This is a genomic window from Rhodococcus sp. NPDC059179 (genome assembly GCF_042754885.1).
Taxonomy (GTDB): Bacteria; Actinomycetota; Actinomycetes; order Mycobacteriales; family Mycobacteriaceae; genus Rhodococcus_G.
Genome location: NZ_JBHZBV010000005.1, coordinates 98,720 through 120,697, shown reverse-complemented (window position 1 = coordinate 120,697; position 21,978 = coordinate 98,720). Strand labels below are relative to the sequence as shown.

18 protein-coding genes and 2 tRNA genes are annotated in these 21,978 nt (G+C 69.0%); 8 read left to right on the top strand and 12 right to left on the bottom strand.

Annotated features, from left to right (window positions below):
- Positions 1–87: 87 nt before the first annotated feature.
- The 3 genes from ACFXMV_RS13090 to ACFXMV_RS13080 all read left to right on the top strand — a co-directional run bounded on the left by ACFXMV_RS13090 (position 88) and on the right by ACFXMV_RS13080 (position 1,646).
- Complete coding sequence (locus ACFXMV_RS13090; protein WP_378501664.1) at positions 88–807, top strand: IclR family transcriptional regulator; 720 nt, start codon at positions 88–90, stop codon at positions 805–807.
- A 98-nt stretch (positions 808–905) separates the two neighbouring features.
- On the top strand, positions 906–1,403 hold the full coding sequence (locus ACFXMV_RS13085; protein ID WP_378501665.1) for a pyridoxamine 5'-phosphate oxidase family protein: 498 nt from the start codon (positions 906–908) through the stop codon (positions 1,401–1,403).
- Positions 1,404–1,478: 75 nt separating this feature from the next.
- Complete coding sequence (locus ACFXMV_RS13080) at positions 1,479–1,646, top strand: DUF5302 domain-containing protein (protein ID WP_378501666.1); 168 nt, start codon at positions 1,479–1,481, stop codon at positions 1,644–1,646.
- Positions 1,647–1,779: 133 nt separating this feature from the next.
- Here the strand turns inward: ACFXMV_RS13080 and ACFXMV_RS13075 are convergent.
- The 4 genes from ACFXMV_RS13075 to ACFXMV_RS13060 form a co-directional block, all read right to left on the bottom strand.
- Positions 1,780–1,852, bottom strand: a tRNA-Glu gene (locus tag ACFXMV_RS13075).
- Positions 1,853–1,976: 124 nt separating this feature from the next.
- Positions 1,977–2,048, bottom strand: a tRNA-Gln gene (locus tag ACFXMV_RS13070).
- Between the two features lie 139 nt (positions 2,049–2,187).
- Positions 2,188–3,663, bottom strand: coding sequence for a glutamate--tRNA ligase (gene gltX / locus ACFXMV_RS13065; RefSeq protein WP_378503289.1), 1,476 nt, complete (start codon positions 3,661–3,663; stop codon positions 2,188–2,190).
- Between the two features lie 58 nt (positions 3,664–3,721).
- Positions 3,722–4,495 (bottom strand): fumarylacetoacetate hydrolase family protein, encoded by a 774-nt coding sequence (locus tag ACFXMV_RS13060; protein WP_378499872.1) that lies wholly within the window; start codon positions 4,493–4,495, stop codon positions 3,722–3,724.
- Positions 4,496–4,622: 127 nt separating this feature from the next.
- Here ACFXMV_RS13060 and ACFXMV_RS13055 point away from each other — a divergent pair, with 127 nt between their 5' ends.
- Positions 4,623–5,837: an MFS transporter gene (locus tag ACFXMV_RS13055; RefSeq protein ID WP_378499873.1), complete on the top strand. Its 1,215-nt coding sequence runs from the start codon at positions 4,623–4,625 to the stop codon at positions 5,835–5,837.
- A 73-nt stretch (positions 5,838–5,910) separates the two neighbouring features.
- Here the strand turns inward: ACFXMV_RS13055 and ACFXMV_RS13050 are convergent, their stop codons facing one another.
- From ACFXMV_RS13050 to ACFXMV_RS13025, 6 genes are all read right to left on the bottom strand, one after another.
- The gene (locus ACFXMV_RS13050) at positions 5,911–6,924 is read right to left on the bottom strand and encodes a 3-isopropylmalate dehydrogenase (protein ID WP_378499874.1); all 1,014 of its coding nucleotides are present in this window, start codon (positions 6,922–6,924) and stop codon (positions 5,911–5,913) included.
- 31 nt (positions 6,925–6,955) lie between these two features.
- Positions 6,956–8,548 (bottom strand): phosphoglycerate dehydrogenase, encoded by a 1,593-nt coding sequence (gene serA / locus ACFXMV_RS13045; RefSeq protein WP_378499875.1) that lies wholly within the window; start codon positions 8,546–8,548, stop codon positions 6,956–6,958.
- Positions 8,549–8,719: 171 nt separating this feature from the next.
- Complete coding sequence (locus ACFXMV_RS13040) at positions 8,720–10,408, bottom strand: SulP family inorganic anion transporter (RefSeq protein WP_378503288.1); 1,689 nt, start codon at positions 10,406–10,408, stop codon at positions 8,720–8,722.
- Positions 10,409–10,570: 162 nt separating this feature from the next.
- Positions 10,571–11,572: a ketol-acid reductoisomerase gene (gene ilvC / locus ACFXMV_RS13035; RefSeq protein ID WP_378499879.1), complete on the bottom strand. Its 1,002-nt coding sequence runs from the start codon at positions 11,570–11,572 to the stop codon at positions 10,571–10,573.
- 66 nt (positions 11,573–11,638) lie between these two features.
- Positions 11,639–12,142, bottom strand: coding sequence for an acetolactate synthase small subunit (gene ilvN / locus ACFXMV_RS13030; RefSeq protein WP_378503287.1), 504 nt, complete (start codon positions 12,140–12,142; stop codon positions 11,639–11,641).
- Complete coding sequence (locus ACFXMV_RS13025) at positions 12,139–14,091, bottom strand: acetolactate synthase large subunit (protein ID WP_378503286.1); 1,953 nt, start codon at positions 14,089–14,091, stop codon at positions 12,139–12,141. Before ACFXMV_RS13025 ends, ilvN begins: the two co-directional genes overlap by 4 nt.
- Positions 14,092–14,372: 281 nt before the next feature.
- Here ACFXMV_RS13025 and ACFXMV_RS13020 point away from each other — a divergent pair, with 281 nt between their 5' ends.
- Both ACFXMV_RS13020 and ilvD read left to right on the top strand, forming a co-directional pair.
- Positions 14,373–14,873: a PH domain-containing protein gene (locus ACFXMV_RS13020; RefSeq protein ID WP_378502026.1), complete on the top strand. Its 501-nt coding sequence runs from the start codon at positions 14,373–14,375 to the stop codon at positions 14,871–14,873.
- Between the two features lie 149 nt (positions 14,874–15,022).
- Complete coding sequence (gene ilvD, locus ACFXMV_RS13015; protein ID WP_378503285.1) at positions 15,023–16,864, top strand: dihydroxy-acid dehydratase; 1,842 nt, start codon at positions 15,023–15,025, stop codon at positions 16,862–16,864.
- A gap of 92 nt (positions 16,865–16,956) precedes the next feature.
- Here the strand turns inward: ilvD and ACFXMV_RS13010 are convergent, their stop codons facing one another.
- On the bottom strand, positions 16,957–17,976 hold the full coding sequence (locus ACFXMV_RS13010; RefSeq protein ID WP_378502179.1) for a Glu/Leu/Phe/Val dehydrogenase dimerization domain-containing protein: 1,020 nt from the start codon (positions 17,974–17,976) through the stop codon (positions 16,957–16,959).
- A 366-nt stretch (positions 17,977–18,342) separates the two neighbouring features.
- On the opposite strand from ACFXMV_RS13010, the gene ACFXMV_RS13005 reads away from it, so the two are divergent.
- Positions 18,343–19,884, top strand: coding sequence for an amino acid permease (locus tag ACFXMV_RS13005; RefSeq protein WP_378614282.1), 1,542 nt, complete (start codon positions 18,343–18,345; stop codon positions 19,882–19,884).
- 28 nt (positions 19,885–19,912) lie between these two features.
- Here ACFXMV_RS13005 and ACFXMV_RS13000 read toward each other — a convergent pair whose 3' ends face one another.
- Positions 19,913–20,731 (bottom strand): DoxX family protein, encoded by an 819-nt coding sequence (locus tag ACFXMV_RS13000; protein ID WP_378498194.1) that lies wholly within the window; start codon positions 20,729–20,731, stop codon positions 19,913–19,915.
- Positions 20,732–20,829: 98 nt separating this feature from the next.
- On the opposite strand from ACFXMV_RS13000, the gene ACFXMV_RS12995 reads away from it, so the two are divergent.
- Positions 20,830–21,966 carry a PQQ-dependent sugar dehydrogenase gene (locus tag ACFXMV_RS12995; RefSeq protein ID WP_378503283.1) on the top strand — a complete coding sequence of 379 codons (1,137 nt, stop codon included), beginning with the start codon at positions 20,830–20,832 and terminating at the stop codon, positions 21,964–21,966.
- The last annotated feature ends 12 nt before the right edge of the window (positions 21,967–21,978 follow it).

Sequence of the window (21,978 nt, the reverse complement as noted above, 5' to 3'; positions counted from 1 at the left end):
GTGCGTGTCTTCCATCATCTCTCCGATGACGCAGCCCCGAAGCCGTCCGAATTTCCATCTCAGAATGCGAGACGGTAGTATCGCCCTATGAGACAGCATAGCGGCTCCCCCGCCTCCAGCGGGATCGGGGTGCTCGACAAGGCGATGACCGTTCTCCATGCCGTTGCGGAGCAACCCTGCAATCTCGGGGAGCTGTGCACCCGAACCGGACTGCCGCGGGCGACAGCGCATCGACTGGCAGTCGGCCTCGAGGTGCACCGGCTCCTCGCCCGCGACGGCGACGGGCTCTGGCGTCCGGGCCCCGGCCTGGCGGAGCTGGCCCCCACCGCACACGACAGTCTCCTCGAGGCCGCCGCCATGGTCCTGCCGCGGCTGCGCGAGATCACCGGCGAGAGCGTGCAGCTGTACCGCCGGGAGGGAACCCAGCGGGTGTGCGTGGCCTCGATGGAGCCGCCGACCGGTCTTCGGGACACGGTCCTGGTCGGCGCGCGGCTGCCGATGACCGCGGGCTCCGGCGCCAAGGTGCTGCTGGCATGGGCGGATCCGCAGACCCAGCGTGCGGTGCTGGCCGACGCGCTCTTCAGCGAGCGAGCCCTCCTCGAGGTGCGCAAGCGGGGCTGGGCGCAGAGCGCGGCCGAGCGTGAACCCGGTGTCGCGAGCGTCGCCGCACCCGTGCGCGACGGCGCCGGCGTTGTGATCGCGGCGATCTCGGTCTCGGGTCCGATCGATCGAATGGGCAGGCGGCCTGGCGCCCGCTGGGCCGCCGACCTGCTCGCCGCGGCGGACGCACTCCACAAACGCCTGTAGCCTCTGCGCGCGCGATGTGGCCCATGGCACAGTCACATGTGTGGCCCATGGCACAGTGCATGCGAGTAGACGTTCCGATCCCCATGGAGGACAGCGCAGTGGGCACCAACCAACGTAGCCAGATCACGATGGACGACGACGAGATCGCCGGGTTCATCGAACGCAGCCGGATCGCCACCATGGCGACGGTGGGAGCGAAGGGCGCGCCGCACCTGATCGCCATGTGGTACGCGGTGATCGACGGCGAGCTGTGGTTCGAGACGAAGGCGAAATCGCAGAAGGCCGTCAATCTCCGCAGGGACGACCGGATCACCGTGATGATCGAGGACGGCAACACCTACGACACCCTGCGCGGCATCTCCATCGAGGGCACCGCCGAGATCATCGAGGACCGCGATGCCCTCTGGCAGGTGGGCGTCAGCATCTGGGAGCGCTACACGGGCCCGTACACGCCCGACGTGGACCCGGCCATCGAGATGATGCTGAACAAGCGCATCGCCGTGCGGGTGAAGCCGGACCGGACCCGGTCCTGGGACCACCGCAAGCTCGGGTTGCCCGAGATGCCGGTCGGCGGAAGCACCGCGGCTTTCCTGTAACACCCGAGAATTCACGGGACTTCGCGACCCGACGGCGGTACCGTCGCCTTGAACCACCTACGGGAGGAGCGAGACGTGACGGATTCGGAAAACGAGAAGATCAAGCAGCAGTACCGCGAGGCACTCGACCGCAAGAATCATCAGCACGCGAACCCGACGGCCGCCGCGGCCGGCGATTCGAAGATTCATCACACGCACGGCCCCGCCGATCACAAGCGAGAATTCCGCCGCAAGAGCGGCTGACAGTGCACCGCGAAGGCGCTCACCCGATTCGGGTGGGCGCCTTTTTCGTTGCCGCTCCGCGCGCATCGAGACCCTGGGCCGAGACCAACAGAAAAAGACCCCCTGGCATGAGCCAGAGGGTCTTTTTCGTTTGTAGCCCCGACGGGATTCGAACCCGCGCTACCGCCTTGAGAGGGCGGCGTCCTAGGCCGCTAGACGACGGGGCCAAGAACACGCTGTACTGATTTGTTGCGCTGCTGTGGAACTCTTCCGGGGAGAAGTTCCGCATCAGTGGAAGCTCGGCTAGCTTAGCTGGCCGGAGTTCAGAGTCAAAATCGCCTGAACTCTCCGCTGGGGTACCAGGACTCGAACCTAGAATGGCGGTACCAGAAACCGCTGTGTTGCCAATTACACCATACCCCAATGACCTCGGCGACTCGCTCAACCTCGCGGCTGCGCTCTGTCGTTTCGGACGAGGGAAACAATAGCAAAGCCCTAGGGGCATTCTCCAAATCGGCTGGTCAGGGGGCCAGAATGGCCCCCTGACCGCCGGAGGGGACTCCTACTGACCGACCTGAGCGCGCGCCGAACGCAGCCGGGTCAAGGTCTTCTCCCGGCCCAGCAGCTCCATCGACTCGTACAGCGGCGGGCTGATGTGCGAACCGGTCACCGCGACCCGCACCGGCGCAAAGGCCTTGCGCGGCTTGAGTTCCAGGCCATCGATCAGCGCAGCCTTGAGGGACTCCTCCAGCTCCGCGGTGACCCAGTTCGGTGCGGCCTCGAGAGTGGCGATCGTCGCGTCGAGCACGGGGCCCGCGTCCGCGCCCAGGTTCTTCGCCGCCGCGGCGGGGTCGATCGCGAACTCGGACTCGTCCACGAAGAGGAACTTGAGCAGATCCCATGCGTCGGAGAGGACGACGATCCGCGTCTGCACGAGCTCGGCGGCGACGGCGAACGAGGCCTCGTCGAGCGCGTCGACGGGATGCCCGTGCTCGCCCAGGAAGGCGCGCAGCCGCGCGGTGAAGTCCGCGGGCTCGAGCAGCCGGATGTGCTCGGCGTTGATCGCGTCGGCCTTCTTCTGGTCGAAACGCGCCGGATTGGAATTGACCTTCGAGATGTCGAAGGCCTCGACCATTTCCGTGAGCGAGAACACATCGCGGTCGTCCGCGATGCCCCAGCCGAGCAGGGCCAGGTAATTGAGCAGACCCTCGGGGATGAAGCCGCGGTCGCGGTGGATGAACAGGTTCGACTCGGGATCCCGCTTGGACAGCTTCTTGTTGCCCTGACCCATCACGAACGGAAGGTGGCCGAACTCCGGGGTGAGCTCCGCGACGCCGATCCGCTGCAGGGCCTCGTAGAGCGCCAGCTGGCGCGGCGTCGACGAGAGCAGGTCCTCACCGCGCAGCACGTGGGTGATCTTCATCAACGCGTCGTCCACCGGGTTCACCAGGGTGTACAGCGGGATGCCGTTGCCGCGGGTGAGCGCGAAGTCGGGCACCGTGCCCGCCTTGAAGGTGGTCTCGCCGCGAACCAGGTCGTGCCAGGTCAGGTCGTGATCGGGCATCCGCAACCGCACGACGGGCTTACGGCCCTCGTCGAGGTATGCCTGACGCCGCTCTGCGGTCAGATCACGATCGAAGTTGTCGTACCCGAGCTTGGGGTCACGGCCGGCAGCCTTGTGCCGCGCCTCCACCTCCTCGGGGCTGGAGAAGGACTCGTACGCCTCGCCCGCCTCCAGCAGCTTCGCGACGACCTCGAGGTGCAGGTCGCGTCGCTGGGACTGCCGGTACGGCTCGTAGGGGCCACCGACCTCGGGACCCTCGTCCCACGTCAGGCCCAGCCAGTTCAGCGCGTCGAGGATGGCCTGATAGGACTCCTCCGAGTCCCTGGCCGCGTCGGTGTCCTCGATACGGAAGACGAACTTGCCGCCGTGATGCCGGGCATAGGCCCAGTTGAACAGGGCCGTACGGATCAGCCCGACATGGGGGGTTCCGGTCGGCGAGGGACAGAAACGAACACGCACTTCGCTGGAGGTCATGGCTCACTTGGGTCGGAGGGGAAGCGGTCCCCCCCAGGCTAGTCTGCCCAGCCCCGGGTCAGCCCTTGGCTGCCACCGGGTTGGTGAGAGTGCCGATCCCCTCGATGCTGACGCTCACGGTGTCGCCCGCGACGATCGGGCCGACGCCCTCGGGGGTGCCGGTCAGGATGACGTCACCGGGGAGCAGCGTCATCACCGCGGAAACCCACTCGATGATCTTCGGAATGTCGTGCAGCAGAAGCGAAGTGCGGCTGCGCTGCTTGACCGCGCCGTCGACCTCGGTCTTGATCTCCAGATCGGAGGCGTCCAGGGTGGTCTCGATCCAGGGCCCGAGCGGGCAGAACGTGTCGTGCCCCTTGGCCCTGGTCCACTGACCATCCTGGCGTTGGTGATCACGCGCGGACACGTCGTTCGCGACGGTGTAACCGAGCACCACGTCGAGCGCCTTCGACGCGGGCACGTCCTTGCAGGGGCGGCCGATGACGATCGCGAGCTCGCCCTCGTAATGCACTTCATTCGAGCTGGGCGGCAACATGATCGGCACTCCGGGGCCGATGATCGAGGTGTTCGGCTTGAGGAAGATCACCGGATCCTCGGGCGCCTCGGAGCCCATCTCCGCCGCATGCGCCGCGTAGTTCTTCCCGATGCAGATCACCTTGCTGGCCAGGATCGGCGCCAGCAGCCGGACGTCGGCGAGTGGCCAGCTCCTGCCGGTGAAAGTGGGGCTGCCGAACGGATGCTCGGCGATCTCCTTCGCGGTCTGCGCGTCACCCTCCCCCTCGATGGAAACAAAGGCGACCCCATCAGGGCTGGCGATTCGACCTAGACGCATGACCGCAGTCTATCGGCCGCGGCCGCGCGCTCCCGCGTCCGCCTGTGCCGCGGCAAGGGACTCGCGATACACTCGATCCCGAATTCCATTCTATAAGATTCTCATTCCATATATTGGGACGGCCTACATGAGTGTTCAGGAACAGAACAGGCAGGACTCGCAGATCAGCGCGCCAAGGCGGTGGTCCATGCTCGGGCTGGGCGTCGTCGCCCAGACGGCAGGCGGCGTCTTCGCCAACGCGCCCGCGTTCCTCATCCCGACCCTGCACGGCGAGCACGGCATGAGCCTGGCCCGCGCAGGCCTGATCGCGGCCGCACCGACGGTCGGCTTCCTGGTCAGCCTGTTCGCCTGGGGCCTGGTGGTCGACCGGATCGGCGAACGCCGGGTGCTGGTGCTCGGCCACGGCGCCGCCGCGCTCGCGAGCGCCGTCGCAGCCGCACTCGGCACGTCCTTCGTGGCACTCGGCGTCCTGCTGTTCCTCTGCGGGATGGCCGCGTCGAGCGCCAATGCGGCCAGCGGGCGAGTGGTGGTCGGCTGGTTCCCTGCCCACCGCCGCGGTTTCGCGATGGGCGTGCGTCAGATGGCCCTGCCCCTCGGGGTCGCGGTCGCGGCGCTGACCATCCCGAGCCTGGCCGCCGACCACGGCATCGGCTGGGCACTGGCCCTGCCCGCGGCGATCGGTGCGGTCGCCGCGCTGGCCTGCCTGCTCTTCGTGGTCGACCCGCCCCGCCCGACCCGCGCCGACGCCTCGGAGCAGGGCCTGCTGACCAACCCGTACCGCAATCAGAGTGTGCTGTGGCGCATCCACACCGTCTCGGCCGCGCTGGTGGTGCCGCAGTACCTGGTCTGGACGTTCGCACTGGTCTGGTTGATGACCGACCGGCACTGGTCGGCGGCGTCGGCTGGCATCCTCATCACGGTGACCCAACTGCTGGGTGCGGCGGGTCGGATCGGCGCGGGGATCTGGTCGGACCGGGTCGGCAGCCGGATGGGCCCGCTGCGGACCGTCGCGATCGCGGCGGCGCTGTCCATGGCCGCGCTCGCGGTCACCGACTGGCTCGACTCGCCTGCAGCCGTCGCCCTGATGGTGGTGGCCTCGGTGATCACGGTGGCAGACAACGGATTGGCCTTCACCGCGGTCGCGGAGATCGCGGGGCCGTACTGGAGCGGCCGCGCGCTCGGCGCCCAGAACACCGGCCAGTACCTCGCCGCCGCGTTCGTGCCGCCGGTATTCGGTGCGGTGATCGGGACGCTCGGTTTCCCGGTCGCCTTCGCCCTGGCCGCGCTGTGCCCGCTGGCCTCCGCTCCCCTGGTCCCCGCCGACCCCCAGCCATCGGCGTAACCGGCCCCGAACGCACTCCGCCCGCGAACCTTTCGGTTCGCGGGCGGAGTGCTACTGCAGGGTGTTGCCGAGCCTAGACGCTCGCGACGATGCGGTCGCCGACCTCGGAGGTCTTGATCGGACCGTCGCCACGGGCAGCGAGATCGGCCTCGACGGCCTGCTCGACACGCGCCGCGTCCTCGTCGCGACCGAGGTGACGCAGCAGCAGCGCCACCGACAGGATCGCGGCGGTGGGATCGGCGATCCCCTTGCCCGCGATGTCAGGGGCACTGCCGTGCACCGGCTCGAACATCGACGGGTTGGTGCCGGAGGCGTCGATGTTGCCGCTGGCCGAGAGGCCGATACCACCGGTGACCGCGCCGGCCAGGTCGGTGATGATGTCGCCGAACAGGTTGTCGGTGACGATCACGTCGAAGCGCGACGGGTCGCTGACCATGTAGATGGTGGCGGCGTCGATGTGGCAGTACGCCGTCTCCACGTCCGGGTACTCGGCGCCGACGGTCTCCACCGCCCGCGACCAGATCGCGCCCGCGTTGGAGAGCACGTTGGTCTTGTGGATCAGCGTCAGGTGCTTGCGGCGGGACTGCGCCAGCTCGAAGGCGTAGCGGACGACGCGTTCGGCACCGAACCAGGTGTTGATCGAGACCTCGGTGGCGATCTCGTGCGGCGTGCCGACGCGGATCGCGCCGCCGTTGCCGGTGTACGGGCCCTCGGTGCCCTCACGCACCACCACGAAATCGATGTCCGGGTTCGCGGCCAGCGGCGACGTCGCGCCGGGGTACAGCCGCGACGGACGCAGGTTCACGTGGTGATCGAGCTGGAACCGCATGTTCAGCAGCAGACCGCGCTCGAGGATGCCGGGACCGACCAGGCGTGGGTCGCCGATGGCGCCGAGCAGGATCGCGTCGTGCTCGCGGATCTGCGCGAGCTCCGCGTCCGGCAGCAGCTCTCCGGTCGCGTTGTAGCGCGTGGCGCCGAGGTCGTACTCGGTGGTCTGCAGGTCCGGGACCAGCTTGCGCAGCACCTTGAGCGCCTCTGCCGTGACCTCGACTCCGATGCCGTCACCGGGGATGACTGCAAGCTTCATGTACTTAACTCACTTCCTGGCGGAGTTGAAATCAGGACAGGTCGACCTGGGCCACGCGGGCGTCGAGCTGGGCGACGACCTCCGCGACCTCGGCGTCGCCGACCACACGGTCCACCCGCAGGATGACGGTGGCGCCTTCGCCCTCCACGTCCTGGCTCAGCGCGGCGGCCTGGATGTCGATGCTCGCGTTGCCGAGCACGGTGCCAAGGGTGCCGAGCACGCCCGGACGATCCTGGTAGTGCACGACGATGTTGTGGCCCTCGGCGCGCAGGTCGAAGCTCCGGCCGTTGACGTTGACGATCTTCTCGATCTGCTGCAGGCCGGTCAGCGCGCCCGCGACGGCGGTGACGGTGCCGTCGGCCGCGACGGCCCGCACCTCGACCGCGCTGCGGTGCGTGAGGGCCTCGCTGTGCTTGTCGACCTCGACGCTCACGCCGCGCTGCTCGGCGAGCTTCGGCGCGTTGACGAAGGTGACCGGCTCGTCGCTGCTGGCGGAGAACAGCCCGCGCAGCGCGGCAAGGCCGAGGATCTCGACGTTCTCCGCGGACAGCTCACCGCTGACCACGACCTGCACGTTCTGCACGGCCTCCGGGGAGAGGGTGCCGGCGAGCAGGCCGAGCTTGCGGACCAGGTCGAGCCACGGCGCGACCTCCTCGCCGACCGGGCCACCGGAGACGTTGACGGCCTCGGGCACGAACTCGCCCGCCAGTGCCAGCAGCACGGACTTGGCGACGTCGGTGCCCGCGCGGTCCTGGGCCTCCGAGGTGGACGCGCCGAGGTGCGGGGTGACGACGACATTGTCGAGGTCGAACAGCTTCGAGTCGGTGCACGGCTCGGTCTCGAACACGTCCAGGCCTGCGGCGCGGATCTTGCCGGAGACGAGCGCGTCGTACAGCGCGTCCTCGTCGATCAGCCCGCCGCGGGCGGCGTTGACGATGATCAGCCCGTCCTTGGCCGTGGCGAGCCGCTCGGCGTTGATCAGGCCCGCGGTCTCCTTCGTCTTCGGAAGGTGCACGGAGATGAAGTCGGAGCGCTTGACCAGCTCGTCGATGTCGACGAGCTCGATGCCGAGCTGCGCGGCGCGGGCCGCGGGCAGGTAGGGGTCGTACGCGATGACGTGGGTCTCGAACGCGGCGAGGCGCTGCGCGAACAGCTGGCCGATGCGGCCGAGGCCGACGACGCCGACGGTCTTGCCGAGGATCTCGGTGCCATTGAAGCTCGAGCGCTTCCAGGTCTTCTCACGCAGCGTGCGGTCGGCGGCCGGGATCTGGCGGGCAGTGGCCAGCAGCAGCGCGACGGCGTGCTCGGCCGCGGTGTGGATGTTCGAGGTCGGCGCGTTGACGACCATCACGCCGCGCTCGGTGGCGGCCGGGATGTCGACGTTGTCGAGTCCGACGCCCGCACGGCCGACGATCTTCAGCTTGGTGCCCGCGGCGAGGACGTCGGCGTCGACGGTGGTCGCGGAACGGACCAGGATCGCGTCGGCCTCGGGGACGGCGGCCAGCAGGGCGGGACGGTCGGGGCCATCGACCCAACGCACTTCCACGCCATCGCCGAGCGCCTCGACCGTGGACGGCGCGAGCTTGTCTGCGATCAGAACAACGGGGCGGCCTGGCTGGCTCACGAGTGAACTCCTGTGTTAGGTGTCGGGCGGTTCGTCCGCGGCCCGGCGCCGCCTCGGGCGCCCACGTGAGGCCGTGACCGAAGACAGCTTAGTGTGCGGGCCGCGCGGTTTCCCCGCCCCGGGGTAGCCGATACCAGATAGTGGACACCTCGTGGGACGGATCACTGCGCCTCACCCGCTGGCGCCGAACGCCTCCACCGCGGTATCGAGGGTCGGATAGAACCGGTCGGCGCCGAAGCGGTCGCCGACGCCGAACCGGATCAGCCGGTCCTTCATCGGCCCCTTCATCTCGGCGAAGACCAGTCGCACGCCGCGGCTGTCGAGGAACGTGTCGAGCTCGACCAGCTCGTCCACCGCGGTGGTGTCGAGTCCGGTGACCGGTTCGGCGGCGATCACCACCCACCGGACCGGGTCGGGCGCATCCGCGACGAGTCCCCGCACGTAGTCGTCGAACATCGCCCCGTTCGCGAAGAACAGCTGCGCGTCGAACCGCACGATCACCAGCCCCGGAATCCGGTGCCCCTCTGGGTGCCTGGCGATGTCATGGAAGCCGTCCACCGACGGCACCCGGACGAGTTCGGTGCGGTAGGGCCGCCACGCGTGGACGACCACCGCGACGAAAGACAGCCCGATCGCCACCGCGATGCCCTCGATCACCCCGACCAGCGCCACCCCGAGGAACGCCGCCAGCGCCAGCCCGGTCTCCGTCTTGCTCATCCGCCACATTCGAACCATCCCGCCGACGTCGACGAGGGAGGTGGCGGCGACGATCACGACCGCCGCGAGCGCGGCCGACGGCAGGTTGGCGGTCAGGCCAGGGGCCAGTAGCACGAACGCGACGATCAGCAGGGCCCCGACCACCCCGACGAGCTGCGTTTTCGCGCCGCTCTGCTCCGCGACCGGCGTCCGCGACGAGCTCGCCGACATCGGGAAGCCACCGAACACACCGCTCGCCACGTTGGCGGCGCCGATCGCCCGCATCTCCTGGTTGCCGTCCACGCTCTCGCCGCGCCTGGCGGCGAAGGTGCGCGAGAGCACGCCGGTGTCGGCGAAGGCGATCACCGCGATGCCCGCGGCGGGACCGATGAGGGACGCGACGTCGGCCCAGGACAAGCCGCCGAGCGCGGGCGCGGGCAGGCCCCGTGGGAGCGCGCCGACCATCGGAATGTCCTCGGCGAGGCCGAGCGCGTAGGCAACCGCGATCGAGCCGGCCACCGCCACCAGCACCCCCGGAATGCGACTCTTGAACAGCCGAAAGACGACGATGACCGCGATCGACGCCGCCCCGACGGCCAGCGCGGTCGGGTCCACCCGGCCCGCGGCGATCGCCCGCACGGTCTCCGTCACGTCACCGATCAGGTCGACGCCCTCGACGGAGAACCCGAGCAGCTTGGGAATCTGACTGACGATCACCACCAGCGCGATCCCGTTCAGATAGCCGAGCCGGATCGGCTTCGACAACAGGTCGGTGACGAACCCGAGGTTCAGCAGGCCACCGACGATCAGCACGGCACCCATCAGGATCGCGAGCACCCCGGCGAGGGCCACCGCCCGCGCCGGATCGCCCGCGGCCAGCGGGATCACGGCAGCGCCGATGATCGGGGCGAGCGAGGAGTCAGGGCCGAGCACCAGGATTCGTGACGGACCCACCAGCGCGTAGACGAGCAGCGGCACGATGGTGGCGTACAGGCCGGTCTCCGGGGGCAGCCCGGCGGCCTCGGCGTAGCCCATGCCCGCGGGGATCAGCAGCGCGGTGAGCGCGACGCCGGCGGCGAGGTCGGGCCGCAGCCATTCCCGGCGGTAGGTCCGGGCCACCTCCACGCCCGGGAGCCAACGCCGAACTGCCGAGTCCCCTGCCATCGATCCCCATCCGTTGTCGGCCCGGTGAAACGCGAAGACCCGGTGTCACACTCGGGCAGTTGCCTTGTGAGTGTGGCACCGGGCCGGCACAAATGCGCTTCGCGCCCGTGAGTCCTTCTGGCCCCGTCAGGGACCAAAAGGACTCACGGGCGGCGGAGCCGCCTAGGCGGTTTCGGTGATCGGGCGATCGACCCAGCTCATCAGGTCGCGCAGCTTCTTTCCGGTGACCTCGATGGGGTGCTCGGCGTTGGCCTTGCGCAGGCCCTCGAGCTCGGTGTTGCCGTTCTCGACGTTGGCGACGAGGCGGCGGGTGAACTCGCCGGACTGGATGTCGGCCAGGATCGCCTTCATGCGCTCCTTGGTGCCTGCGTCGATGACGCGCGGGCCGGACAGGTAGCCGCCGAACTCAGCGGTGTCGGACACCGAGTAGTTCATCCGGGCGATGCCACCCTCGTACATGAGGTCGACGATGAGCTTGAGCTCGTGCAGCACCTCGAAGTACGCCATCTCGGGCGCGTAGCCGGCCTCGACCATGACCTCGAAGCCCGTCTTGACGAGTTCCTCGGTGCCGCCGCAGAGCACGGCCTGCTCACCGAAGAGGTCCGTCTCGGTCTCTTCCTTGAAGGTGGTCTTGATGACGCCCGCGCGGGTGCCACCGATCGCCTTGGCGTAGGACAGCGCCAGCGCCTGGCCCTCGCCCTTCGGGTCCTGGTCGACGGCGATGAGGGCCGGAACGCCCTTGCCGTCGACGAACTGACGACGCACCAGGTGGCCGGGGCCCTTGGGGGCGACCATGCCGACGGTGACGAACTCCGGGGCCTTGATCAGGTCGAAGTGGATGTTCAGGCCGTGCCCGAAGAACAGCGCGTTGCCGTCCTTGAGGTTCGGCTCGATGTCGTTGGTGAAGATCGACGCCTGCGCGGTGTCGGGGGCGAGCACCATGATGACGTCGGCCCACTCGGCCACCTCGGCAGGCGTGCCGACGGTCAGGCCCTGCTCCTCGGCCTTGGCCCGCGACTTCGAACCCTCCTTGAGGCCGATGCGCACATCGACGCCCGAATCGCGCAGGCTGAGCGAATGCGCGTGTCCCTGGCTGCCGTAACCGATCACAGCGACCTTGCGGCCCTGGATGATCGACAGATCGGCGTTATCGTCGTAGAACATCTCGACTGCCACTGGTATTACCTCTCCTCTGGGTTTTCTGAAGACTTGGGTGGTGAATAGAAAGTACTAGCGGGCAGCGGTGATGGACTTCGGCCCACGACCGACGGCCACCACACCGGACTGCACGATCTCCCGGATGCCGTAGGGATCGAGCATCCGCAGCAGCGCGTCGAGCTTCGACCTGGTGCCGGTCGCCTCGATGGTCACCGATTCCGGCGAGACGTCGATCACCTTGGCGCGGAACAGGTTCACCGTCTCGAGAACCTGTGTCCGGACGCTGGCGTCCGCCCGCACCTTGATCAGCACGAGCTCGCGGGCCACCGATCCCTCGGTGTCCTGCTCGACGATCTTGAGCACGTTGATCAGCTTGTTGAGCTGCTTGGTCACCTGCTCGAGCGGGAACTCGTCGACGGTGACGACGATGGTCATGCGGGAAACGTCGGGGAGTTCGGTCCCCCCGACCGCGAGGGACTCGATGTTGAAGCCCCGGCGCGAGAACAGCGCGGCCACCCTGGCCAACACTCCCGGCTTGTCCTCGACGAGAACGCTGAGGGTGTGGCTGGTGCTCACTGGTTGTCCTCCCTTGCTGCGGCAGCTGCCTGACCGGACTGCTGCTCGCGCTCCATGGCCTCGTGGATCACGGCGGGCTCGGCGAGAGCCTCGTCGTCGTCGAACAGCGGGCGGATGCCCCGCGCCGCCTGGATCTCGTCGTTACTGGTGCCAGCGGCCACCATCGGCCACACCTGGGCGTCGGCGCCGACGATGAAGTCGATCACCACCGGCTTGTCGTTGATCGACTGCGCCTCGCGGATCGCCGCCTCGACGTCCTCCTCGCGCTCGACGCGAATTCCGTGGCAGCCCAACGCCTCCGCGAGCTTGACGAAGTCCGGGATCCGGATCGTGCCGTGCGTGCCGAGGTTGGTGTTGGAGTAGCGCTGGTCGTAGAACAGCGTCTGCCACTGGCGCACCATGCCGAGGTTGCCGTTGTTGATCAGCGCGACCTTGATCGGCACGCCCTCGAGCGCGCAGGTCGCGAGCTCCTGGTTGGTCATCTGGAAGCAGCCGTCGCCGTCGATGGCCCACACCTCGGTGTCCGGCATGCCCATCTTGGCGCCCATCGCGGCGGGCACCGCGTAGCCCATCGTGCCGAGGCCGCCGGAGTTGAGCCAGGTGCGCGGCTTCTCGTACTTGACGAACTGCGCGGCCCACATCTGGTGCTGGCCGACGCCAGCGCAGTAGATCGCGTCCGGGCCCGCGAGCCGGCCGACGGCCTCGATGACGTACTCCGGGGACAGCGCGCCGTCCGACGGCTTGCCGTAGGCCAGCGGGTAGGTGTTGCGCAGACCGTCCAGGTACGCCCACCATTCGGCGTAGTCCAACGTGGTCCCGGTGGCCTGGTCTGCCTTGATCGCCTCGATCAGCTCGGTGATCACCTCGCCGCAGTCGCCGACGATCGGGACGTCCGCGTACCGGTTCTTGCCGATCTCGGCCGGGTCGATGTCGGCATGGATGACCTTGGCGTCGGGCGCGAACGAATCGAGCTGACCGGTCACCCGGTCGTCGAAGCGGGCGCCGAGGGTGATCAGCAGGTCGCTCTTCTGCAGCGCGCCGACCGCCGCGACGGTGCCGTGCATGCCCGGCATGCCGCAGTGCAGCTGGTGGCTGTCCGGGAAGGCGCCGCGGGCCATCAACGTGGTCACGACGGGGATCCCGGTGAGCTCCGCGAGCTCGAGCAGCACGTCGGACGCGTCGGCCTTGATGACGCCGCCACCGACGTAGAGCACCGGCGACTTCGATTCGGCGATCAGCCGGGCCGCCTCGCGGACCTGCTTGCCGTGCGGCTTGCTGACCGGCCGGTAGCCGGGCAGGTGCATCTCCGGCGGCCAGGAGAACGTGGTCTGCGCCTGCAGCACGTCCTTCGGGATGTCGACGAGGACGGCGCCGGGCCGACCCGAGGACGCCAGGTAGAAGGCCTCCGCCATGATCCGCGGGATGTCGGCGCCGTCGGTGATCAGGAAGTTGTGCTTGGTCACCGGCATGGTGATGCCGGAGATGTCGGCCTCCTGGAACGCGTCCGTGCCGATCAGGCTGCGGCCGACCTGCCCGGTGATGGCGACGATCGGGACCGAGTCCATCTGCGCGTCGGCGATCGGGGTCACCAGGTTGGTGGCGCCGGGGCCGGAGGTCGCCATGCAGACGCCGACCTTGCCGGTGGCCTGGGCGTACCCGGTCGCCGCGTGGCCGGCGCCCTGCTCGTGCCGGACGAGGACATGGCGGACCCGCTTGGAGTCGAACAGCGGATCGTAGACAGGCAGGACCGCGCCGCCGGGAATACCGAATACAGTGTCGACCTCGAGCTCCTCGAGAGCTCGAACCACGGACTGGGCGCCGGTCACCCGCTCGGGGGCGATCTGACGGCGGTTACCGGGCTGGGCGGCCGGCGCTGACGCGGGGCTGGGCTGACCCGATCCCCCCGACTTGCGCGGCGTGGGCTGCGGCCGTGCGGTTGGTGCGCTCACTGCATAATCCTCTGGTCTTGACGGTTCAAGCTGGCTCCGGGCAAGAAAAAACCCCCGTCAGCAATCTTGCTGTACGAGGGTGGCGCGTCGTGCTTGTGAGTTGACTTCGATCGACTCAGGCGACGACGCGCCGGCCGATTACGAGCAACTCATTCTGCTTCACGCGCTCGAAGGTAGGCGCGTCAAGGGTGAACAGTCAACTTGGTGAGTCTGCTGTCCCAGAATGTGAGAAGCGCTGACTGCAATGCAAGGATGGTGCGGTGTCATCCTCATCGCAGCCCGTGCCACCAACATCATCCTCGCACACCGCCGAACCGATCGAGCAGTCCATACACATCTCGAAGCTCGGACTCCTCGCAGTCGGCCTGCTGGCGATCTGCATGAGCCCGATCGTGCTCACCAACCCGGCGCTCCTTTCCGTCCTGCTGGTGATCCCCGTCGTGGTCGCCTGGTGGATGCTGCGGGTGCGCACCACGGTCACCGCCGAGGGACTCCGCCTTCGCCGGATGTTCTCCAGCCAGAACATCGAGTGGGGCCAGATCAAAGGCTTCCGCTTCCCCAAGCGCGGCTGGGCGCGCGCCGACCTGACCGACGGCACCGAGGTGAGCCTGCCGGTGGTCACCTTCGGGCGGCTCCCCCAGATCGCGGCGGCCAGCGGCGGCCGGGTGACCGACCCCTACGCGGCGGCCGACCGTGCGGCCCGCGCGAAGGCGGCGGCCGAGGCCGCCGCGGACGACGCCGAAGCGGAGTCCGGCACGGAGTCGGATCCGGGGACGAAATAGCCCGCGAGTAGCGTTGCATCGGACACTCGACGCCACGGGACGGGGCGCCGCCGGCACCCACCCTCGCCGAAGACCCGCCCACCGGCCCAGCCCGCCGGAGCCGCTCGAGTCACGGCAACGAACACAGTGCGACGAGTAAGGACAGTCCTATGCCCCCGTTGAGGTCACGCACCACCACCGTCGGACGTAACGCCGCCGGAGCCCGCGCCCTGTGGCGCGCAACCGGAATGACGGACTCCGACTTCGGCAAGCCGATCGTCGCGATCGCGAACTCCTACACCCAGTTCGTCCCCGGCCACGTGCACCTCAAGGACGTCGGCGAGATCGTCGCCGACGCCGTGCGGGCCGCGGGCGGCGTGCCGCGCGAGTTCCACACCATCGCGGTCGACGACGGCATCGCCATGGGCCACGGCGGCATGCTCTACTCGCTGCCGAGCCGCGAGATCATCGCGGACTCCGTCGAGTACATGGCGAACGCGCACACCGCGGACGCGCTCGTCTGCATCTCGAACTGCGACAAGATCACGCCCGGCATGCTCAACGCCGCGATGCGCCTGAACATCCCGACCGTCTTCGTCTCCGGCGGTCCGATGGAGGCAGGCAAGGCCGTCGTCGTCGGCGGGGTCGCACAGGCCCCCACCGACCTGGTCGTCGCCATCTCCGCCTCCGCCAACGACGCCGTCTCCGACGAGGGCCTCGACGAGATCGAGCGCAGCGCCTGCCCGACCTGCGGCTCCTGCTCCGGCATGTTCACCGCGAACTCGATGAACTGCCTCACCGAGGCGCTCGGCCTTGCGCTGCCCGGCAACGGCTCCACGCTGGCCACCCACGAGGCGCGGCGCGCACTGTTCTCCCGCGCGGGCACCACGGTCGTCGAGGCCGCGCTCAAGTACTACCGCGACGAGGACGAGTCGGTGCTCCCGCGGAACATCGCGACTCCCAAGGCGTTCCGCAACGCGATGGCCCTCGACGTCGCGATGGGCGGGTCCACCAACACCATCCTGCACACCCTGGCCGCCGCGCAGGAGGGCGAGGTCGACTTCGACCTCGACACCATCGACGCGATCAGCCGCAAGGTCCCCTGCCTGTCGAAGGTCTCCCCCAACTCCGACTACCACATGGAGGACGTGCACCGGGCCGGCGGAATCCCCGCGCTGCTGGGCGAACTGCGGCGCGCGAACCTGCTCGAGACCGACGTCTCGACGGTGCACACGAAGAGCTTCGACGAGTGGCTCGACGACTGGGACATCCGTTCCGGCAAGGCTACCGACGAGGCTCTCGAGCTGTTCCACGCCGCTCCTGGCGGGGTCCGCACCACCGAGCCGTTCTCCACGACCAACCGGTGGAGCTCGCTCGACACCGACGCCGCGGGCGGCTGCATCCGCGATTTCGAGCACGCGTACACCGTCGAGGGCGGCCTGGTCGTGCTGCGCGGCAACATCGCGCTCGACGGCGCGATCCTCAAGACCGCGGGCATCGACGAGGAGCTGTTCTCCTTCCAGGGCCCGGCCGTGGTGGTCGAGTCGCAGGAGGAGGCCGTCTCGGTGATCCTGCAGAAGAAGATCAAGGCCGGCGACGTCATCGTGGTCCGCTACGAGGGCCCCAAGGGCGGGCCGGGCATGCAGGAGATGCTGCACCCCACCGCCTTCCTCAAGGGCTCCGGCCTCGGCAAGCAGTGCGCGCTCATCACCGACGGCCGCTTCTCCGGCGGCACCTCGGGCCTGTCGATCGGGCACATCTCGCCCGAGGCCGCCGCAGGCGGCGTGATCGGCCTGGTGGAAAACGGTGACCAGGTGCGCATCGACGTCGCGACCCGCACCCTCGAGATCCTCGTCGACGACGCGGTGCTCGCCGAGCGCCGCGCCAAGATGGAGGCGTCCGAGCGTCCGTGGCAGCCGGTCGACCGCCAGCGCACCGTCACCACCGCGCTGCGCGCCTACGCCGCGCTGGCTACCTCCGCCGACAAGGGCGCCGTCCGCTACGTGCCGTAGGCCCCGCTCGTCCTCACGCGCCCCTGCGGGGCCGGAAATATCCGGAAACCGCAGGGGCGCGGGCGTGTCGGCGGCCGAACGCCCCCTACGGCTCAGGCCGCGCGGACCTCGGCGATCCGCTGTTCCGCCAGAGTCACCGCCGCGGCGGAGCTGTCCACGCCGGTCTCCCTGGCGTGGTCGAGAATCTCCATCACCACGTCACCGATCCGGTCGACCCGCCCGACGAAATCGCTCACCCCGTTCACCTCCGCCTCACACGAGATCAGTCCGCCGGCGTTGGACACGAAGTCCGGGACGTGCACGATGCCGCGGGCGGCGAGAGCCGCGCCCGCCTCCGGCGACGCGAGCATGTTGTTCGCTGCACCCACCAGCGCCACCGCCTTGAGCCGGTCGACGGTCCGCTCGTCGATCACCAGACCCGGACCGGCGGGGCAGACCACATCGACGTCGGCGTGCAGGATGTCCCCGAGCGGACTCGCCTGCGCGCCAAAGCCTTCCACCGCGAGCCGCACCCGTTCCGGGTCGGGGTCGGCCACCAACACGGTGGCCCCGGCCGCCGAGAGGAGTTCGACGATGCCGAGGCCGACGTTGCCCGCACCCTGGACGGCCACGCGCAGACCCTCGACGCCCTCTCGACCCAGATGGTTCGCGACCGCCGAGATCGAGGCGACCACTCCCCTTGCCGTGTACGGCGAGGGGTCACGTCCGTCACTGGAGACCCGGGGTGCGTGCTCCGCGATCACCTTGAGGTCCGCGGGACCGGTTCCCATGTCGGCGCCGGGGATGTAGCGACCGCCGAGCAGCCCGATGTGCCTGCCGTGCGCCTCGAGCAGCGCGCGGGTCTTCTCGCTGCGGGGATCGGCGTTGATCACGCTCTTCCCACCGCCGAGCGCGAGCCCGGCGAGCGCCGCCTTGTACGTCATCGCACGCGCGAGCCGCATCGCGTCCGCGGCGGCCGCATCGTCGGACTCGTACTTGCGAATCCGGACGCCGCCGAGCGCGGGCCCGAGGGTGGTGTCGTGCACGGCGATGATGCTGGCGAGGCCGTTCTCCGTGCGCTGGATCGACAGCTGCTCGAAGTCCTGTTCGGCCAGTGAGTTGATGGCGCTCAATGCTGCTCCTGAGGTCAGCCCACGACAAATGCCACCCTTGTGAGGTGAACCTGTTGTAGGACAAAGAGTTACGGCGATTTGTGCCGCGACGGGCGGAGTACCGGCCCGGAATGAACTGTAAGACGCGTCACAGGAATGTCAAGCCATTGCCCGCCGCGGGACAGCCGCCTGAGCACATTGCACAGTTCGGGCGAACCATTCGGCGTACTGCTGCGCACGGTGCACCATCGGCGGACCGGGTGTTGCGGATCACCCTCGGCAGGTGGTTCCCTCGTCACCGCCATTGAGACCCAGGTCACATCTGGCCAAAGCACAGCCCGCACCGGCGGCCCACGAGGCCATCGGGAGTCAACCAAGGAGCCATCCATGCCCGGAGTCGGTATCTGGCGCACCAAATCCGTCGAACAGTCGATATCCGATACCGATGAACCCGGTACCCGACTACGCAGGGAGCTCACCGCCTGGGACCTGACGGTCTTCGGTGTCGCCGTGGTGATCGGCGCAGGCATCTTCACCCTCACCGCACGGACGGCCGGAAACGTTGCCGGACCGTCCATCTCACTTGCCTTCGTCCTCGCGGCGATCGCCTGCGGGCTGGCGGCCCTCTGCTATGCGGAGTTCGCCTCCACCGTTCCTGTCGCAGGCAGCGCGTACACCTTCTCCTACGCGACATTCGGTGAGTTCGTCGCCTGGATCATCGGCTGGGACCTCATTCTCGAATTCGCGCTCGCATCGGCGGTGGTGGCCAAGGGTTGGTCGCTGTACCTGGGGAACGTGATCGGGGCGAGCGGTTCGACCACCGCGCACCTCGGCCCGATCGACTTCGACTGGGGCGCGCTGCTGATCATCGGGGTGCTGACCACCGTGCTCGCGATCGGCACCAAGGTGTCCTCGCGGGTGTCGGCGGTCATCACCGCCATCAAGATCGCCGTGGTCCTGCTCGTCATCGTCGTCGGTGCGTTCTACATCAACAAGGACAACTACTCGCCGTACATCCCGCCCACCGACGCGACTGCAGGCTCGTCGGGCGGGTCGAGCGGAGTCCACCAGACACTGTTCTCGTTCCTCACCGGCGCCGAAGGCAGCAGCTACGGCTGGTACGGCCTGCTCGCCGCGGCCAGCCTCGTCTTCTTCACCTTCATCGGATTCGATGTCGTCGCCACCACCGCCGAGGAGACCAAGAACCCGCAGAAGGCGCTGCCCCGAGGCATTCTCGGTTCACTCGCCATCGTCACCGTCCTCTACGTCGGGGTGACCCTGGTGCTCACCGGCATGGTCAAGTACACCGACCTCAAGACCGGCAGCCCGCTCGTGGGCGACAGCAGCGCCACCCTCGCCACCGCCTTCGAGGCGCACGGGATCACCTGGGCCGAGATGGTGATCAACTTCGGCGGCCTCGCCGGACTGACCACCGTCGTGATGGTCATGATGCTCGGTCAGACCCGGGTGTTGTTCGCCATGTCGCGGGACGGCCTGATGCCGCGCGGCCTCGCCAAGACCGGCGCCAAGGGCACCCCGGTGCGCATCACCGTCATCGTCGGCGTCATCGTCGCGCTGCTCGCGGCGTTCTTCCCGATGGGCACCCTCGAGGAAATGGTCAACATCGGCACGCTGTTCGCCTTCGTCCTGGTCTGCATCGGCGTCGTGGTGCTGCGCAAGACCCGCCCCGACCTGCCGCGCGGCTTCCGGGTACCGCTGGTTCCCTTCGTGCCGATCCTCGCCGTGCTGGCCTGCGGGTGGCTGATGCTGAACCTGTCGGTGGAGACGTGGATCCGGTTCCTGGTCTGGATGGCGATCGGCGTGGCGATCTACTTCGCGTACGGCAAGCGCAAGTCGGTGCTCGGCCTGCGCCTCGCCGCCCAGGCCACGCCGCCACCGGAGGAACAGTTGGAGAAGGTCACCGTCTGACCGTCCCGACCGCGAACCCCCTGGCCACTCAGATCAGGGGGTTCGCCCCGTTGAGGAAGATCCACAGGCAGACGCCGCCCGCGACGCCGAGGATCAGCGCGAGAGCGGAACCGATGTGCGGTCGGGTGGCCCACTTGCGACCGCCGTCCACCGAGAATCGGCCCGGACCGGTCAGCACCACCGCGACGGCCGCGGCGACCAGCATCGTCTCGTGCTCGACGCCGGACGGCGCGAAGAACTGCAGGCCCGGATCCGCGACCTGGCGGACGCACCACGCGTTGATCAGCACCGCGAGCACCGCGGCGCCCGCCAGCGGAGTCGCCAGGCCGAAGATCAGCAGCGCGCCCGCCGCGACCTCACCCACCGCACCCAGGATCGAGAGCAGCCGGGCCTGCTCGAAGCCTGCGTCGAACAGCGTCGTCTCGAAGCCGTCGAGCCCGGGACCATTCCACCAGCCGAACAGCTTCTGCAGCCCGTGGAAGAGGGCGACGGTGCCGAGACCCACACGAAGTACCAGCAGCCCGAGGTCGAGCGTGCCTCGCCCCGAGGGCATTTCGGGTGCGATCGTCTCCGGCAACGCCTGCGGGGCCGGAGAGGTGAAGGCGGACGCCACGATCGGCTCGGAGGGATCCGAGAACCGCAACTCCTCGGTGGCATACACCTCGTCGGCCGTACTGCCGCGGTAGGTCGGGATCTGCTCGGTGGGCATCAGCCCGAGGTCCTCGTCGGAAACGGGCAGGGCACCGCCGAATGACGTGGGAAGTTGCTCGGTCGGCAGGTCGAACGGACTGGAGGCGGTGCGCTCGGTGCCATCACGGTCCGGGTTCTCTTGCTGCTTCGCTGTCACGAGGGACAGCGTAAGGGCGAGCGGCGGATACGCTGCCCGGCGCGCCGCACCGGACCGACGTGGCGCCGCCCGCACCGGATTCCGTACCGTTTGCAGTCATGGGAGCGAGTCGGGTCAGGGTGTTGGCGGCGGTGGGCATCGTCGTCGCGGTGACGGGCTGCGCCCGGTTCGACGACTCGGCCACCACCCCGTTCACCCCCGCGCCCACCTTCGACGCCGGCGGAGAGGTCCGGCCGCGACCGCCCGGCACGCCCCCCACCAGCCCCGGCGCGACCCTCCCGACCTTCGAACCGGCACCCTGCCGGGATCCCGACCCCACCGTGGTGGCCACCTGCCTCGACAGCACCGGCGGAATGGCCATGCTGCCCGGCGGCGATTCGGCCCTGGTCACCGAGCGCCGGACCGGCCGCATCCTCCGCGTCGCGCCCGGCAAGGCCCCCGAGGAGTTCGCCCGCCTGGACGTGGACGGCTCCTCCGACGGCGGCCTGCTCGACGTCGCGCTGTCCCCCACCTTCGTCGAGGACAACCTGGTGTATGCGTACATCTCCACCCCCGGCGATAACCGGGTGGTGCGCATCGCGGCAGGCGACGTTCCCAAGGAGGTGCTGACCGGCATCCCGCGCGGCCCCGTCGGCAACGCCGGAGCCCTGGCCTTCACTGGCCCGAATGAGCTACTCGTGCTCACCGGCGACGCCGGAAATCCCACCGCCGCAACCGATCCCGGCTCGCTCGCCGGCAAGCTGCTCCGGGTGACGGCGCTGACGCCCGGGCCTCCCGGATCGCAGCCATTCCCCCAGATCGCGCTGTCGGGCATCGGCGGTGCTGGCGATGTCTGCGTCGACCCGACCGACCAGACCATCTGGGTGACCGATCGAACGGTACTCGAGGACCGACTGCAGAAGGTCGCGCCGAACGGTGCCGCGGGCGTCCCCGTCTGGACGTGGCCGGACCGTCCCGGCGTCGCGGGCTGCGCGGCTGGCGGCGGTGCCGTCGCCGTGGCGCTGACCGCGGGCAAGGCGCTGGCGGTGCTCGGCACCGATCCGCAGACGGGGGCGGTGACGGCGGCGCCGTCGCTGATCGCCGAGAACCGTTATGGCAGGCTCGGCGCCGCCGCGCTCGGCGCCGAGGGCATGATCTGGGCGTCCACCGTCAACAAGACCGACGGTGAGCCCGGCCCGAACGACGACCGGGTGGTGAAGATCCCCGCACCGCAGGGCGGCGGCGGCTTCGACTGACCCCGTCGAAAG

Excerpts from the sequence above, each read along its gene's own strand:
- ACFXMV_RS13090 (WP_378501664.1), top strand. The coding sequence starts at position 88 with ATGAGACAGCATAGCGGCTCCCCCGCCTCCAGCGGGATCGGGGTGCTC.
- gltX (WP_378503289.1), bottom strand. The coding sequence starts at position 3,663 with ATGACCTCCAGCGAAGTGCGTGTTCGTTTCTGTCCCTCGCCGACCGGA.
- ACFXMV_RS13060 (WP_378499872.1), bottom strand. The coding sequence starts at position 4,495 with ATGCGTCTAGGTCGAATCGCCAGCCCTGATGGGGTCGCCTTTGTTTCC.
- ACFXMV_RS13055 (WP_378499873.1), top strand. The coding sequence starts at position 4,623 with ATGAGTGTTCAGGAACAGAACAGGCAGGACTCGCAGATCAGCGCGCCA.
- ACFXMV_RS13050 (WP_378499874.1), bottom strand. The coding sequence starts at position 6,924 with ATGAAGCTTGCAGTCATCCCCGGTGACGGCATCGGAGTCGAGGTCACG.
- ACFXMV_RS13040 (WP_378503288.1), bottom strand. The coding sequence starts at position 10,408 with ATGGCAGGGGACTCGGCAGTTCGGCGTTGGCTCCCGGGCGTGGAGGTG.
- ilvC (WP_378499879.1), bottom strand. The coding sequence starts at position 11,572 with ATGTTCTACGACGATAACGCCGATCTGTCGATCATCCAGGGCCGCAAG.
- ilvD (WP_378503285.1), top strand. The coding sequence starts at position 15,023 with ATGCCCCCGTTGAGGTCACGCACCACCACCGTCGGACGTAACGCCGCC.
- ACFXMV_RS13005 (WP_378614282.1), top strand. The coding sequence starts at position 18,343 with ATGCCCGGAGTCGGTATCTGGCGCACCAAATCCGTCGAACAGTCGATA.
- ACFXMV_RS12995 (WP_378503283.1), top strand. The coding sequence starts at position 20,830 with ATGGGAGCGAGTCGGGTCAGGGTGTTGGCGGCGGTGGGCATCGTCGTC.